Raw genomic sequence first — 13,872 nt, 5'->3', positions numbered from 1 at the left:
GTCCGACGACGCTCTCACCGACCGGCTCGCTCGTCCCCGGTGTCTGCCCCGGCAGTTCCGAGACGCGCACAGTAGCGGACGTCGCTTTCGGGATCGACGAGGTGGGTCCGCCGACAGAACGCCTCGACCGGTTCGCCGGTCGCGGCGACGAACCCGTCCTCGAGTAACTCCCGTCGCTGTTCGAGACTGCCGAGTCGTTCCTCGCCCCAGAAATACGTCGTCCGCACGCGCAAGCACGAGTCGGTGTCGTTGACGAAAAACGACCGTTTGACGCGCGCCCCGCCCGCACGGTGTACCCCCTCGTAGCGGAGGGCAGCCCCTTCTTCGACCGTGACCGCCGTCGCTGGCTGGAATGTCGATCGCACGTCGGTCTCGGGGAGCGGATCGCTCTCCTCGGCCGCACCGTCCAGACAGAACCGAACGTCCGTCGCCGGCGCTTCGAAGTGATGGTTGCGACAGAACTGCGCAACCGGTTCGCCCGTGTGCCGGAGCCGGTCGCCGTCGAGCAGCCAGCTTTCGGTGACGGTCGTCACTTCCGTCCCACCGTCGAGGTAGGCCGTCTCGACGTTGAGTACTCCGTCTTCGACGTAGTAGGTGCGCTCGACGGTCGCGCGGTCGTAGTGGTGTGTCCCCCGGAATAGCGGTCGTCCCGTCGTTCCGCCGGTTTCGAGGGGTTCGAACTCGGAGTCGATCTCCTCGCTCGGCGGTTCGGCTGACTCCATCGCCTACTAGTGGAGCGGCGACGGTGAAAAGTCATCCGCCGAGCGACTTTCGCATCTCGACGTGGGGGATGCCGGCTTCCTCGAACTGGTCGCCGACGCGCTCGTAGCCCAGGCTGGCGTAGAAGGGGGCGGCTCCGACCTGCGAGTGCAGGCGCAACCGCTCGAACTCGCGCTCGCGAGCGGCCGCTTCGACTCGCTCCATCAGGGTCGTCCCGACCCCGTCGTCCCGGTACTCCGCCCGCACCGCGAGGCGCTCGACCTTCCCCGTCGATTCCTCGGGTTCGCGGAGTCGCGCCGTTCCGATCGCCGCGCCGTCGTCGTAAGCCACGAAGTGGGTCGCCGTCGACTCGTGCTCGTCGACTTCAATCTCCGCCGGGACGCCTTGCTCCTCGACGAACACGTCCGTTCGCACCGAGAGCGCGTCCCGGTAGATCGGATCGTCTTCCGCGGGCGCGTCGACGGTCCGTATCTCGATATCCATGGGTGTCGTTAGGCCCCGATCGACCCAAGAGGCTGACTATCCCTTTGCGACCACTTCCGTCGTGCGCGGAGGTGGCTGCGCCGCTCGGTCGAAAGCGGTTAGCCGCTGCCGTTCCGAGGCGACGTGTATGGACCCGCGCATTCGCGAACACGCAGAGATCATCGTCAATCACTCGATCGACTGCAGCGAGGGCGACAACGTCGTCATCGACGCGCATCCGGTCGCGGAGGGCCTCGTCACGGCCATCGTCGAGGCCGTCGCCGAAGTCGGCGGTCATCCGCTCGTGATCCAGGAGCGACTCGGCAAGCGCTTCCGGCGGGCGTATCTCAAACACTACGACGGGGAGTTCGAAGCGCCAGAGCACACCCACGCGCTCTACGAGGCGATGGACGCCTACATCGCGATCAAGGGCGGCGACAACGAGACCGAACTGGGCGACGTCGACACGGAGACCCAGTCAGCCTACGAGAAGGCCTACGAACCGGTCCGGGAGACCCGCCTGAACAAGACCTGGAACCTGACGCTGTATCCGGCGGCTGCCAACGCCCAGCAGGCCGAGATGGCCACCGAGGAGTACGAAAACTTCGTCTACGACGCCATCGTCAAGGACTGGGACGCCGTCCGGGACCACCAGCAGGAGATGGCGGACCGACTGACCGACGCCGATGAGGTTCGGATCGTCTCGGGGGAGACCACGGACCTCACGATGTCCGTCGCGGGCAACGAGACGCTGAACGACTACGGCGAGAACAACCTTCCCGGCGGCGAGGTCTTCACCGCGCCCGTCAAGGACAGTGTGGACGGCGAGGCCTACTTCGACATCCCGATCTACCACCAGGGACGGGAGATCGACGGCGCGCGTCTGGTCTTCGAGGACGGGAAAGTCATCGAGCACAGCGCCGAGAAGAACGAGGAACTGCTGACGGACGTCCTGGAGACCGACGAGGGCGCACGATACCTGGGCGAACTCGGAATCGGGATGAACCGCGACATCGACCGGTTCACCCGCAACATCCTCTTCGACGAGAAGATGGGCGACACCGTCCACATGGCTGTCGGCCGTGCCTACCCCGAGACTGTCGGCGAGAACAACGTCCAGAACGAGTCAGCCGTCCACGTCGACATGATCCTGGACATGAGCGAGGACAGCTACATCGAACTGGACGGTGAGGTCGTCCAGCGAAACGGTACGTTTTGGTTTGAAGAGTAATCCCGCGAGCGAGCGGAGCGAGGTTGCGCTTTTTCATCGACGTTTTTGCGCGAGCGGTCGCCGGTGCGACCCGAGCGGAAAACGTTCGAACTGGCACGTTCTGGTTTGAAGAGGCTCTTGCCGAATACAGTGAAACAGAGGTATTTGACTGGGACTTGTCAAGACCGCCTGTGATGAATACAGGGCGCGTATGCAGCAACTTCTGGTGGGTCATCGAGACATTCAAGAAACGCCCAATTATTCGATTCTATCACCTGGTACACCAGGTATATACATATGGCAACTGTATTGACGAAAATGACAACAGAAGATGGGGGTATAACGAGCGTTGAATGTCCAGAGTGTTCGGACAATGTTGACGTCACTCTACCATGGTCTGCGAATATTGTATCTATTATCGTCCAGCCTCAGACTAAAGAGCACGATATCGACAGAACGGCAATTGAACGGCCTCGGGAACACCAGACATCATGTGTCAACGGTCACATCTTATCAATCCTGTACGACTGGTAATCTAACGTTATCTAGCCCAGGCAAATCGACTCACCTGTGCTGACTTCAACCTCTAATACTGCCGGCTGTAACAAACTGAAGGAATTCGCCACCCCGGGGTGGCGAATATCTTTACGAACTTACAGCCGGCAGTATAAGTCTTGCACGCCGCTTGTGACAGATTTCACCGGCACTAGCAAATACCCCCGATTATCTTCCAGCCTGTTCAGGCCACCCCTCACAGCTGTGAGACGGGTTTTATGACACGGTGTCAAACAGCACTCCCATCACTCGCCGGTTGTTGGCTTATGGAAGGAGCGCCCAGAACGGAACTCGGTGAGTTCTTCGATGCGGTCTTCGAGTTCGGCGATTTCGGAGCGGAGTTCGTCAGCTTCCTCACCCTCTGTGGCCGCGAGTTGATCCTTAAGCCCCTGCAGACGCGTCTCCTTCTCTGCTTCGTCTACCTCCGCCTTGCGGATATACTCGCTTTCTTCGATGTCATAGATATCCGATTCGGCAAGTTCGGTCACATCGAGCGCGTCGTCCACCTTGCTCGAATCGACGGTGGTGAGTTGTTCGCGCTCAATCCCAGCCGATTCGAAAGCATTCAACACGAGTTCGTCGTCTTTGAGCGACCGATTCCGGCGAGTGGCGCGCTGGACGGAGCCAAACTGCCCGCTAACGGGCTGATCGTGGTGGAGCCGATCAAGAAGGAGACTCCGAATCTCTTTGCGCAACTCGTTGGCGTTGCGCTGGACGTCCGACAGGAGCGTATAGAGATTGACCAACGCGGGCGTCTCAGTGTCTTCGAGCGTCGTGAGATCGTGGCGTTCGAGGGCGTCAATGAGGAGGAGCGCGTCAGCGTAGACATCGACATCAGGTTCTTCGCGTTGCTGGTCGGTCTCGTCAGTCGTCTCTTGGGCTTTCACGAGTGGCGAGCCTGTAGACTGCTCGCTTTCGGTAATCGTGCCTTCACGGTCGTCAATCTCGTAGCGTGGATGCAACGAGAGGACGGTGGCATAGGGTTCGGCGTCTGGCGGGAGTCGATCGAGATTGAATGTGCCATGCGTGTCCTGAATCCGATGGTAGAGCGTCTCGAACTGGTCTTGCTGGAGCGGGATCGTCTGGTCGTCATCACGGTACTGTATCAGGATGCGATGTTGCTGGGTCTCGGTAATCTGGAACGCCTTGTTCGACAGCGGTGTCACGAGTGTGGCATCAGGCGGGAGTTCGTCGAGATTTTCGAGGAGGTTGTGCCAAGTTGTCGTGAACGGCATACGAGAGACTAGCTGTGCGCACACCAAAATAATGGGTCTTTGTCACACTGATATCTCGGCGTATTTCAGGATGAGCACGGGGTTCAATAGCCACCGGTGTCAGCACAGCATCGTGTCGAATGGCATTCCATCACGAGGCAGTCTCTTTTGGAGCGGACAGCGCTCGTTCTGCACTCCAGACGGCGACAAATGCCAGAGCGACGCCGGCAACGACGTCGGTAAGCCAGTGGATTCCCAGGACCATCGTTGAGAGCACAACTGCCCCAGCGACGACAGTTGCGATCACAGCCCAGGCAGGGTACGTCCGCTGAGTCCGCAAGGCAAACAGCAGAACGGTCACCGAAAGTGACGTATGCAGTGACGGAAAGACGTTTGAACTGACCGAGACAGCGCCGGTCAAGTGTCGCGTCTGCGGGAACAGATCGAACAGCAGACCGTCGACGTGTTCGCTCACGTATTTCCGGGGTCCGTAGGCGATAAACAGTGTGTAAAATACGATTCCACCGATGTAGTTGATAATATACGCCACGATCAGCTGTTTCAGTGTCTCCATTGACGAGGAGAAAAAGTACAGCACGACCGGCGTTGCAACCAGATATGCGAATCCTAAGAGGTAAACGCCGGAGAAAACGGGAATCAAGACTGATGGCGTCAACTGCTGAATGTGTGCGACTGCTTCTCCCTCGATGCTGTATATCGCGGCCGTGATGTTCAGGCCGATCGCCTTCGATAATCGGAGGCTGGCGTCGCCAGTAAGCTGTTTTAGCAAGAATATCGCCCCGGCCAGGCCGAGATACGGTCCTAGTTCGATGATCTGCCCCCATATTGAGTGGGTTGTCCGCCGGACGCCCTCGCGATCAAGACACACGATACCAGTAAGCGTAAGGGCAACAGCAACGGCGGCTCCAACAGTGGCTGTGACAGTCAGAAATGGCATTGCCAGTCTGGCTGTTCACATTGGGCTTACACGTATCCGTCGATGTCCCACTCGGTCGGCACGAAATGGAGGATGTTGAACTCTCTAGTCCAGAACGGTCCTATAAGACCACGAACACCACCGAATTACAGCAACTCGTGGAACAACTCGGCGTGGACACCGACAAACTTGAAGATATGAAGACGGACGATAGCGGCGCTGGCGGCGGCTCCGGAGTGGATGGCTCCAATTCGTTGGGATTGTGGGCCTCACGTAACGCGGTGTCATTCTACGAGGCCCAGGGGCACGAACGTGTGATGGAGCATAATCACGAGTATCAGGACGGTATCGAACTCACGCTTGTCGAGATGGAAAAACAGCTGATACCATAGATTTGCTATACAATCTTACCAGACAATGCAGACAACCTACTCGGAATAAACGAGTCCGTCGTGGTGCATCCAACCTCTATATTCAGCAGTCAGTATTGGCCCATGTCACACACCGAATAGTTGTTTCACTAGCTCAGGCAGGAGCCGCAAAGACGATATCGAGGAGGAGTCCCGCGAGCGGAGTGAGGTCGCGGCGTCTCTATCGTCGCCTCTATGGCGCCGCTTGTGCAAGCGACGGTATGGAACCGATCACCTACGAACCGATCGGCGAGATCCGTTCGCCGTTCGAGGACCCCTCAGAGGTGCCAGTCGATCCGGACGAGCCGTCGGGCGCGGCCGGACGCGTCGAACTCGAGCCCGAGTACGAACCCGGGCTCGACGGGCTGGACGGCTTTTCACACGTCACGATCCTCGCTCACCTTCACCGGAGCCCGGCCGATGCGCTGCGGGCGCACCCGCCCTTTGCCGAGGGACTCGAGGTGGGGGTGTTCGCCACCGCTAGCCCGAACCGCCCGAACCCGATCGCCCAGACTGTCGTCCGACTCGAGGCGATCGAGGGATCGACGCTGCACGTCGACGGACTGGATCTGCTTGACGGAACGCCCGTGCTCGATCTCAAGCCGTTCGCGCCGAAGCCGTCGCTGCTGGAGGAGTTGGAAACGGGCTGGATCGGGGAGCACCTCGATCAGGAATACTGACCGTATTTCTGGGGGCACCCGGAGCGGGAATCGGATGGTTGTCACGTGGTGACGCTGTCCGTCAGCCACCCGCCGAGACGGGCGAACAGGAGACGGGGGCAGTCCCAGCACGACCACACCCGCGATAACGAGGTCACCGCCCGGCTACTGGGGCAACTGTGACGAGAGCTACGAGTTGCACGACCTCCTCCGCAACGAGAGGCTTCGCGCCCAGTACCCTGTCCGCATCCATAGTAACCGTTGTAACGATTTACCGGTGCGACCGCACGGCTTCGTGCGGTCGATCCGGAAGGGACGACCAACGGTCACTATCAGTCAGACGATCTCCGTGAACAGCGGCAGACCAGATTCGACGCCTGTACGACGAGCGGTCACGGCGGCGTGATCATAGCCGCGATGCCGCGGTGAAACACGCTGCTGAGTGGCTCCTCGAACGTAACGTCGCGGTGTACGTCGGTGATTTGACCGGCGTACTGGTCGGCTGCTGCCCTGTCTGCTGAACGCGGCAGCGACGCACCCACGGATGGGGCGTACTGGCAGTGGAACGACCACAATTGGACACCCGTCGATTGTGGGAACAGCCGCGGTCGTTCGACCAACCCAGCCTCAGCAAACCCGGAAGTTCACAGCCGGGGTGATCGCCCGACTGGATTACCCACGGAGGACTCCTCGCGCTTCAGCGCGGTGAGGAAGCCAACCGGTGTATTACTGAAAATCGGAACGGCTACCGGCAGCGTTTTTGACTCGCGTATGTACATACAAGATGTACGATGGAACCCTCCACGAGACGATGAGTCGTGTACTTTCGACGGAACCCGGCCATAGGCACTGTCGGGAGCGGATCGCTGGGACCGACGGACGGACGGCGTCACCGGTGAGCGGATGACAGGGGAACGACCAACGTGACTACGAACCGGTCGGAACACGGCGGGCAGACGCGTACGGACAGCACGCACCCGCGAGTGCAGCCCCACCCGCTGTTCGACGGCGTCAGAATCGTCGATCCGATCGAAGGGTCGCAGTTCTCGCTGTTGACACCTGCTTCCGTCGAGCCGACGTCGGGCAATCCTGATGAGTTCTATTTCCCTGTCGACACTGCAGCGTCTATCTGTACGCCAGCACTCGAGACGCCGTACCTCGTCGACATCTGGATCCGGGACGGGGAGGGGGAGTTGGTCGCGGAGAGCACCGACGAGGGATCGATAGCGGTCCCACCGGGACGGTACAATCTGGAAGTATCGTCCGCCCAGATGAAACTCTACATCGCAGTCGAGGGAAGCGTACGCGTTACGACGGGCGAAGACCGCGTGCGACTCGACTTCGCGGAGTCAGAGTGCGTGTCTATCGGCGCTCGATCGCTGCACGAACAGCCGGCGGCGACGATCACGACGACGGACGACCCCGAGGACCTGATGGCCGCGATATCAGCGTTCGGATCGGCACTGAAGACCACCTCCTGTGAGCGATCGTTCCCGACGCTGCGAGGGCATCCGCCCTTGCTCGAACGCGGAGAGGAACTCGACGTGCCGGACGTACTTGACGTGCCCGAAACTGGAATCCGAATCGAAGTCCCGCGGGAGCGAGACTACGTCTATCCGGTCGCGTCGCTGGCTTACTACCTGGGAGCGACGGTCGTCCCGGGCGAGCGACCGCGACTACGTGCAGACGGCGAGACGTTTTCGTTGACGGCCGACGGGGACTTCGAGTCGACCGTCGCACGGGTGCTCGAACAGGCCTTTCTCATGGACTGTGTCACACGAACCGAGGGCTACTACACGGTCGACCTGCACGAGCGAAAGGTCGTCGAGGATGCCGTCGATCTCGACTTCGAGGCGCTGTACGACCAGTCGACTGCAGCGCAGGTCCGGACCTACCTGTCGATCCCCTTCGAGGACATCGCGGACGCCATGCCGCGGTGGAAACTAACCGCCGATATCGTCCCGAAACCGGAACACGCTGAAGCGCTGCCTTTCCTGGCGAACGACCTGGCGAAGATCCGAACTCTGGCCGAGTCGGAGATCCAATCGCGTTCAGTTCATGACGGAGTGGCGACAGTCGAGGACTTCTTCGGCCCGAGTTCGAAGCGCTCGCGCTCGACGCCGACCCGTTCGACGCGGGCGTCACGGTCCGACTCTAGCGGACCGTTCGAAGAGCACGTGTTTCGGCCCCCGGAGTCCGACAGCATCGAACAGGCGTACGTCGGCGACGGGATCCCGATCCGGGCCAGCAAGCTCACCACCGAGGCGTTTATGCGTCGGCTTCGATATCAGCCTTCGGAGGACGCGCGAACGAGCGTTATCGTCGTCTCCAACGAAGAAGAGATGGCCGATGAGAACGTCGTTTCCGATATCTATGGAACCCGGGAATGGCTCGATTTCGACATCACGATCCGCCACGAGCTCACGACCGACGAAATGGAGGACGTGCTGGCGACCGACGCCGATTTCTTCCACTACATCGGCCACGTCGACGAGGAAGGGATCCGGTGTACCGACGGCTGGCTCGATACCCGGACGCTGGAGGAAGTCAACGTCAGTGCGTTCCTTTTGAACGCGTGCAAGTCCTACGAACAGGGCCGGGCGCTCGTCAAGAAAGGATCGATCGGCGGGATTGTAACTGTCGCGGACCTGTTGAACAAGACAGCGACGGATCTCGGGAAGACGTTGGCCCACCTGCTTGATGGTGGCTTTTCTCTCTTTTCAGCGCTAGAACTGTTGGAGCGGAAGAGCATAGTCGGAAACCATTATTTGATTGTCGGTGATGGGAATACACAAATTGTAGAGAGCCAGACTGGATCCCCGTACTTAGCAAAAGCCTCGAATAAAGATGGAGAATTATATATAAAACTCCAATTCTATCCATCAAAAAACTATGCGATGGGAACACTCATATCTCCAAAATTAGATAAGATGACAAAACAATATCTTGCAGGAAGTGAAACGAAAGACTGGCTGCTCACGGGGGATGTCAACGCTTTCTTCAATAAACATGGATTCCCTGTAGAAATTGGCGGATCAATACATTGGAGCGAAAATTATCCGTTTGACTGAGGTTATGGACCAACTGTCGAGCTAGCGTGACCGCCCACAGCCGTCCCGGCCTGCGTAAGCAGCACGGCCATCCAGAACAGGACACCGATCCATTTGGGGTGTTCTTCCACGAAGTTTCGTACCGACGACGCACTTTGACTCATGGTGCGTGAACGGCTTCGACGCGCGTTGGATTGAATTTTTCTAAATAATTATTATAGTAAATTGCTGATATAATGGTCCCGGATCGGGTTCTGGATGCGGCTTCTGGTCGCACGCACTGCTGGCGATTCGCGTGTGCCGGCATAACATTCTTGATATTGCAGGGTATTTGTTCCTGTAACATGAGCCCGGGTGGACAGAGGTGCCCACGATGAGCGGACTCTCGAAGCGGATCTCGATCGGATCGGGGTCGTTACTGTCGAACACACGCCAGCGGAGTGGGACCGACAGCTGCGTCAGTTGTCCCGACAGGTACCGTCCGTCGAGTACGTCGACGTCGAGACGTTCGCCCGGTCGACGAGCGCCAGTCCCGCCGGCGACCGATCGTCGTCTGTTACGACAGTCGCCGATCCGGAAGATCTGACGGCGCTGGGGACGGCGATGGACGCCCTGCTGCAGGGAGACGACGAACGGGTCGGCGTCTGTCTGCACTCGATCTCGGCGCTGTTACAGTTCGTCGAACGAGAACCGCTGTTCAAGTTCCTGCACCTGCTGAGCGAGCGGGTCCGTCGTGCGGACGCACTGGGTGCGTACCACCTCGACAGTGCCACCTCCGGGACCGAACTGCGGGTACTCTTCTCGAATCTCTGTGAATCCGTCGCCACCTTCGACGGCGAGGCGTTCGACCTCTCGGCCGGAAAATACGCCACAGCGAGTGCCAGCGCTGATTGACGATCGCTACTCGGCCTCGACGTAGGGCAGGTCCGCGACGGTCTCCTCGACTTTGCTCATGTTGGAGTACATCAGTGAGGTCGTGTCCCAGATGCCCTCGACGAGCGCCTCCTGCATCGCGTCGTCGATCTCGACGTCGACGGTCGTGTCGCCGTAGGTGACCGTCTCCGTCTCGACGTCGATCTCGATGTCGCCGTCGGGGTTGTCCTCGATCCACTCCTGGAGTTCGGTGACCGTTTCGTGGTCCGCAGTCGCCGCGGGGATCCCCAGTGACTTGCAGTTGTCGCGGAAGATCTCGGCGTAGGACTCGCCGACGATCCCGTCAATGCCCCACCGCATCATCGCTTGCGGGGCGTGTTCGCGCGAGGATCCCATCCCGAAGTTCTTGTTGACGACGGCGACGTTCGCCCCCTCGAACCGGTTGAGCGAGTGATCGTTGAACTCGCCGTCCTCGTCGCGGCGCGCGTCGTAGAAGAGGTAATCGGCCATGTTCTCGAAGGTGACCTCTTTCATGAACCGCGCCGGTAGAATCTGGTCGGTGTCGATGTCGTCGCCGTAGATCGGTACGCCCGAACCCGATACGTCTGTGATGTGCTGAGGTTTGTCGACCATCAGTCAGCCACCTCCGAGACATCGTCAGCGGTCAGTGCATCGGCCTGATCGTCATCGTAGAATCGGCGAACGTCGGTCACTTCACCCTCGATGGCCGCGGCGGCGACCATCACGGGGCTCATCAGGACGGTCCGCCCGTCCTTGCTTCCCTGTCGGCCGATGAAGTTCCGGTTCGACGACGAGGCGGCCGCCTCGTCGCCCTCCAGGGAGTCCTCGTTCATCGCCAGACACATCGAACAGCCGGCGCGTCGCCACTGGAAGCCGGCCTCGATGAACGTCTCGTCGATGCCCTCGGCCTCGCACTGCCGGCGGACGGTCTCGGAACCGGGAACCGCCAGCGCGCGAACGTCCTCGTCGACCGTGTGGCCCTCGAGGATCTCGGCGGCGCGCCGGAAGTCGCTCACCCGCCCGTTCGTACAGGTGCCGAGGAACGCGACGTCGATGTCGTAGCCCAGCATCGACTGGCCGGGTTCGAGGTCCATGTGATCCAGCGCCTTCTGGGCGGCCTCCCGGTCGGTCTCGGTCTCGAAGTCCGCGGGCGCGGGAACCGGTTCGGAGACTTCGACGACCTGTCCGGGGTTGATGCCCCACGTGACCATCGGGTCCATGTCGTCGACGTCGATCGTGACCACGTCGTCGTACTCGGCGTCCGCGTCGCTCGCGATCGACCCCCAGTACTCTTTCAGTTCCTCGAACGCCTCGCCCTCGGGGACGTACTCTCGGCCTTCCAGATACTCGTAGGTGGTCTCGTCGGGGTTGACGTACCCGGCGCGAGCGCCGCCCTCGATGGACATGTTACAGACCGCCAGCCGGCCTTCCATGCCCAGATTTTCGATCGCGGGACCGCCGTACTCGTAGACGTGACCCACACCGCCGTCGACGCCCAGCTGCTGGATGATCTTCAGGATGATGTCCTTCGCGTAGACGCCCTCGCCGAGGCTCCCCTCGACTTCGATCCGGCGGACGTCCTGTTTCTCGGCCGCGATACAGCCCGTCGAGAGGATGTCCCGGATCTGGGAGGTGCCGACGCCGACGCCGATCGAGCCGAAGGCACCGTGAGTCGCCGTGTGACTGTCGCCGCAGGCGACGGTCATCCCCGGCTGGGTCAGGCCCAGTTCCGGCGCGACGACGTGGGTGATTCCCTGCTTGCCGGACTCGAAGTCGAAGAACGTGATCCCGTTCTCGGCCGTGTTCGTGTCCAGCGCGTCCAGCATCTTCTCGGCCTGATCGTCCTCGAGCGGTCGCTTGCGCTTCTCCTCGGTCGTGGGCGCGATGTGATCGGTCGTCGCGAAGGTCCGCTCGGGATAGGCGACGTCCAGATCGCGCTCCCGGAGCATGCCGAACGCCTGCGGGCTGGTGACCTCGTGGACGAGGTGGAGCCCGATGAACAGCTGGTCCTGTCCGTTCGGCAGTTCGGTTACCTTGTGTCTGTCCCATACCTTGTCGTACAGCGTTCCGTCACTCATTGTCCGTCTCCGTGTCTCGTCTTCGTGTTCATCGTCTGCGCCCTCATTCCGCACTCTCGTCCCAGTCGAACAGCTCGCGCAGGCGACCACCTACGTCTTCGATGTCGTGGTTCTGCTCGGCCTCTCGCAGCTGCTTGTAGCTGGGTCGGTTCGTCTGGTTCTCGGAGATCCACTCCTTCGCGAATTCGCCGTCCTGAACCTCCTGCAGAATCTGTTCCATTCCCTCGCGGGCCGACTCGTCGATGACGTACTCGCCGCGGGTCAGGCCACCGTACTCGGCCGTATCGGAGACCGAGTCCCACATCTCCATCAGCCCGCCTTCGTAGATGAGATCGACGATGAGTTTCATCTCGTTCATGACCTCGAAGTAGGCCATCTCCGGGCTGTAGCCAGCATCGACGAGCGTCTCGTAACCGACTTTCATCATCTCGGTCACGCCGCCACAGAGGACGGCCTGCTCGCCGAACAGGTCGGTCTCGGTTTCCTCGCGGAACGTCGTCTCGATGACGCCCGCTCGCGTGCAGCCGATGGCCTTCGCGTAGGCCAGCGCCTCGTCTTTGGCCGCTCCGGTAGCGTCCTGATAGACCGCGACCAGCCCGGGCGTCCCCTCGCCGCGCTTGTACGTCCGCCGGACGAGGTGGCCCGGCGACTTGGGCGCGACCATCGTCACGTCGACGTCCTCGGGAGGCTCGATCTGTCCGTAGTGGATGTTGAACCCGTGAGCGAACTGCAGCGTGTCGCCTTCTTCCAGGTTCGGCTCAACCGCGTTCTCGTAGACGTCAGGCTGGACCGTATCGGGGACCAGCATGACTACGATGTCACCCTGGGCGGCTGCTTCGGACTGGGTCGCGATCGCCATCCCGTCGGTCTCGGCCTCCTCGCGCGAGGACGACCCCTCGCGAAGGCCGACGACCACGTCGACCCCGCTGTCGGCGAGGTTCTGCGCGTGAGCATGGCCCTGGCTTCCGTAGCCCAGCACCGCGACGGTCTGGTCGTCAAGTATCGATTCGTCGGCGTCGGCGTCGTAGTATACGTCCGTACTAAATTCGTCTACCATAACTAACTGGTCGGGGATCGCTCAGTTATCGCTTTCCATTGTCGTCGAGTCCATCGTCTTCGAACCGCGCTCGAGGGCGGCCGCGCCGGTGCGGACGATCTCGAGCACGTCGAACTGTTCGAACGCCTCGATCGCGGCGTCGATCTTCTGCTTGCTACCGGTTATCTCGACGGTCACGGCGTCTTTCGAGGCGTCGACGGCGTCACCGCCGTACATCTCTGCGACCGCCTGCACGTCGCCGGGCCTGTCGCCGGCGACCTTTATCAGCGCCAGCTCACGGCGCATGGCGGCCGACTCCAGCTCCTCGACGTCGATGACGGGGATGAGCTTGCGGAGTTGCTTTTTGGCCTGCTGGACACCCGGCTCGGGCTCCTCGATGACGATCGTCATCCGGGCGGTGTCACCGTCCTGCGTCGGCCCGACAGTGAGACTCTCGATGTTGAACTGCCGGCGGCTGAACAGGCTCGAAACCTCCGACAGGACGCCGGGCTCGTGTTTGACCAGCGCCGACAGCACGGCCATCCGCGGCTCGTGAGTCGCCTCTGCTTCCGGATCGATACGAATACCTTGCGTGTTGCGCCGGCCCTCGGGCCGCATCCGCTGGTCCGGGGCCGGACCGGGCATTT

Annotated in this window: 15 protein-coding genes; 6 read left to right on the top strand and 9 right to left on the bottom strand. The window is 60.9% G+C overall.

Going from position 1 to position 13,872, the window contains the following annotated elements; genetic code table 11:
- Nucleotides 1-14 precede the first annotated feature (14 nt).
- Both HSR122_RS11615 and HSR122_RS11610 read right to left on the bottom strand, forming a co-directional pair.
- Entirely contained in the window at nt 15-722 is a 708-nt protein-coding gene (locus tag HSR122_RS11615) for a hypothetical protein (RefSeq protein ID WP_229109968.1), read from the bottom strand.
- A gap of 31 nt (nt 723-753) precedes the next feature.
- Nucleotides 754-1,203: a GNAT family N-acetyltransferase gene (locus HSR122_RS11610; RefSeq protein WP_229109967.1), complete on the bottom strand. Its 450-nt coding sequence runs from the start codon at nt 1,201-1,203 to the stop codon at nt 754-756.
- Between the two features lie 127 nt (nt 1,204-1,330).
- On the opposite strand from HSR122_RS11610, the gene HSR122_RS11605 reads away from it, so the two are divergent.
- Both HSR122_RS11605 and HSR122_RS15115 read left to right on the top strand, forming a co-directional pair.
- A complete protein-coding gene (locus HSR122_RS11605; RefSeq protein ID WP_229109966.1) occupies nt 1,331-2,413 on the top strand; it encodes an aminopeptidase in 1,083 nt (360 codons plus the stop codon).
- Between the two features lie 276 nt (nt 2,414-2,689).
- Nucleotides 2,690-2,926, top strand: a complete 237-nt coding sequence (locus HSR122_RS15115) for a hypothetical protein (protein ID WP_455428711.1) — start codon at nt 2,690-2,692, stop codon at nt 2,924-2,926.
- A 266-nt stretch (nt 2,927-3,192) separates the two neighbouring features.
- Here the strand turns inward: HSR122_RS15115 and HSR122_RS11600 are convergent, their stop codons facing one another.
- Both HSR122_RS11600 and HSR122_RS11595 read right to left on the bottom strand, forming a co-directional pair.
- Complete coding sequence (locus tag HSR122_RS11600; RefSeq protein ID WP_229109965.1) at nt 3,193-4,182, bottom strand: hypothetical protein; 990 nt, start codon at nt 4,180-4,182, stop codon at nt 3,193-3,195.
- Between the two features lie 130 nt (nt 4,183-4,312).
- Complete coding sequence (locus HSR122_RS11595; protein ID WP_229109721.1) at nt 4,313-5,119, bottom strand: phosphatase PAP2 family protein; 807 nt, start codon at nt 5,117-5,119, stop codon at nt 4,313-4,315.
- A 65-nt stretch (nt 5,120-5,184) separates the two neighbouring features.
- Here HSR122_RS11595 and HSR122_RS11590 point away from each other — a divergent pair, with 65 nt between their 5' ends.
- The 3 genes from HSR122_RS11590 (at nt 5,185) to HSR122_RS11580 (ending at nt 9,238) form a co-directional block, all read left to right on the top strand.
- Complete coding sequence (locus HSR122_RS11590) at nt 5,185-5,490, top strand: hypothetical protein (protein WP_229109964.1); 306 nt, start codon at nt 5,185-5,187, stop codon at nt 5,488-5,490.
- A 239-nt stretch (nt 5,491-5,729) separates the two neighbouring features.
- Entirely contained in the window at nt 5,730-6,188 is a 459-nt protein-coding gene (gene tsaA / locus HSR122_RS11585; RefSeq protein WP_229109963.1) for a tRNA (N6-threonylcarbamoyladenosine(37)-N6)-methyltransferase TrmO, read from the top strand.
- Between the two features lie 902 nt (nt 6,189-7,090).
- Nucleotides 7,091-9,238, top strand: coding sequence for a hypothetical protein (locus HSR122_RS11580; RefSeq protein ID WP_229109962.1), 2,148 nt, complete (start codon nt 7,091-7,093; stop codon nt 9,236-9,238).
- Nucleotides 9,239-9,240: 2 nt separating this feature from the next.
- Here HSR122_RS11580 and HSR122_RS15110 read toward each other — a convergent pair whose 3' ends face one another.
- Nucleotides 9,241-9,381, bottom strand: a complete 141-nt coding sequence (locus HSR122_RS15110) for a DUF7503 family protein (protein WP_449404331.1) — start codon at nt 9,379-9,381, stop codon at nt 9,241-9,243.
- Nucleotides 9,382-9,571: 190 nt separating this feature from the next.
- Here HSR122_RS15110 and HSR122_RS11575 point away from each other — a divergent pair, with 190 nt between their 5' ends.
- Nucleotides 9,572-10,111, top strand: a complete 540-nt coding sequence (locus HSR122_RS11575) for a DUF7504 family protein (protein ID WP_229109961.1) — start codon at nt 9,572-9,574, stop codon at nt 10,109-10,111.
- A gap of 6 nt (nt 10,112-10,117) precedes the next feature.
- Here HSR122_RS11575 and HSR122_RS11570 read toward each other — a convergent pair whose 3' ends face one another.
- The 4 genes from HSR122_RS11570 to ilvN are packed head-to-tail and all read right to left on the bottom strand — an operon-like array spanning nt 10,118 to nt 13,870.
- The gene (locus HSR122_RS11570) at nt 10,118-10,723 is read right to left on the bottom strand and encodes a 3-isopropylmalate dehydratase small subunit (RefSeq protein WP_229109960.1); all 606 of its coding nucleotides are present in this window, start codon (nt 10,721-10,723) and stop codon (nt 10,118-10,120) included.
- Nucleotides 10,723-12,189: a 3-isopropylmalate dehydratase large subunit gene (gene leuC / locus HSR122_RS11565; RefSeq protein WP_229109959.1), complete on the bottom strand. Its 1,467-nt coding sequence runs from the start codon at nt 12,187-12,189 to the stop codon at nt 10,723-10,725. Before leuC ends, HSR122_RS11570 begins: the two co-directional genes overlap by 1 nt.
- Nucleotides 12,190-12,232: 43 nt before the next feature.
- Complete coding sequence (gene ilvC / locus HSR122_RS11560; protein WP_229109958.1) at nt 12,233-13,246, bottom strand: ketol-acid reductoisomerase; 1,014 nt, start codon at nt 13,244-13,246, stop codon at nt 12,233-12,235.
- A gap of 21 nt (nt 13,247-13,267) precedes the next feature.
- Nucleotides 13,268-13,870 (bottom strand): acetolactate synthase small subunit, encoded by a 603-nt coding sequence (gene ilvN, locus HSR122_RS11555; protein ID WP_229112211.1) that lies wholly within the window; start codon nt 13,868-13,870, stop codon nt 13,268-13,270.
- Between the last annotated feature and the right edge of the window lie 2 nt (nt 13,871-13,872).

This window comes from Halapricum desulfuricans (assembly GCF_017094525.1).
GTDB classification, from domain to species: domain Archaea; phylum Halobacteriota; class Halobacteria; order Halobacteriales; family Haloarculaceae; genus Halapricum; species Halapricum desulfuricans.
Note: the sequence above shows the minus strand (reverse complement) of the source record. Positions and strands in the feature narration are given on the sequence as shown.

Excerpts from the sequence above, each read along its gene's own strand:
- HSR122_RS11615 (WP_229109968.1), bottom strand. The coding sequence starts at position 722 with ATGGAGTCAGCCGAACCGCCGAGCGAGGAGATCGACTCCGAGTTCGAA.
- HSR122_RS11610 (WP_229109967.1), bottom strand. The coding sequence starts at position 1,203 with ATGGATATCGAGATACGGACCGTCGACGCGCCCGCGGAAGACGATCCG.
- HSR122_RS11605 (WP_229109966.1), top strand. The coding sequence starts at position 1,331 with ATGGACCCGCGCATTCGCGAACACGCAGAGATCATCGTCAATCACTCG.
- HSR122_RS15115 (WP_455428711.1), top strand. The coding sequence starts at position 2,690 with ATGGCAACTGTATTGACGAAAATGACAACAGAAGATGGGGGTATAACG.
- HSR122_RS11600 (WP_229109965.1), bottom strand. The coding sequence starts at position 4,182 with ATGCCGTTCACGACAACTTGGCACAACCTCCTCGAAAATCTCGACGAA.
- HSR122_RS11595 (WP_229109721.1), bottom strand. The coding sequence starts at position 5,119 with ATGCCATTTCTGACTGTCACAGCCACTGTTGGAGCCGCCGTTGCTGTT.
- HSR122_RS11590 (WP_229109964.1), top strand. The coding sequence starts at position 5,185 with ATGGAGGATGTTGAACTCTCTAGTCCAGAACGGTCCTATAAGACCACG.
- tsaA (WP_229109963.1), top strand. The coding sequence starts at position 5,730 with ATGGAACCGATCACCTACGAACCGATCGGCGAGATCCGTTCGCCGTTC.
- HSR122_RS15110 (WP_449404331.1), bottom strand. The coding sequence starts at position 9,381 with ATGAGTCAAAGTGCGTCGTCGGTACGAAACTTCGTGGAAGAACACCCC.
- HSR122_RS11570 (WP_229109960.1), bottom strand. The coding sequence starts at position 10,723 with ATGGTCGACAAACCTCAGCACATCACAGACGTATCGGGTTCGGGCGTA.
- leuC (WP_229109959.1), bottom strand. The coding sequence starts at position 12,189 with ATGAGTGACGGAACGCTGTACGACAAGGTATGGGACAGACACAAGGTA.
- ilvC (WP_229109958.1), bottom strand. The coding sequence starts at position 13,246 with ATGGTAGACGAATTTAGTACGGACGTATACTACGACGCCGACGCCGAC.
- ilvN (WP_229112211.1), bottom strand. The coding sequence starts at position 13,870 with ATGCCCGGTCCGGCCCCGGACCAGCGGATGCGGCCCGAGGGCCGGCGC.